General features: G+C 73.1%; 1 pseudogene. It reads right to left on the reverse strand.

From position 1 onward, the window contains the following. Positions 1 to 11: 11 nt before the first annotated feature. A pseudogene (locus TR50_RS42170) lies at positions 12 to 323 on the reverse strand (urease subunit alpha); the annotation flags it as partial.

Genomic DNA, 323 nt, shown 5'->3' on the forward strand with positions numbered 1-323 from the left:
AGGCGGTGCTCCTAGAGGAAGTAGAGGCGGCTGAGGGAGACGCTCTCGGCGGGGTGGGAGTGGAGGGGGTCTCCGTCGAGGGTGACCAGTCCGGTGGTGGGGTTGACGTCGACGGCTCCGAGGCGGTGGTTGCGGAGCATGTCCGCGGGGCCGATGCCGCGGGTGTGTTTGACGGCGACGCGGCGCCTGCGGGTGGGGAGTTGGTCGCCGTTCGCCACGGCGGCGCCGGCGACGAAGGCGACGGAGATGTCGGCGGCGGTCGCGCCGTGCGCGCCGAACTGGGGGCCGAGGACGAGGGGTTCGCAGCGGTCGGTGGAGGCGTT

This window comes from Streptacidiphilus anmyonensis, from assembly GCF_000787855.1.
Classification (GTDB): domain Bacteria; phylum Actinomycetota; class Actinomycetes; order Streptomycetales; family Streptomycetaceae; genus Streptacidiphilus; species Streptacidiphilus anmyonensis.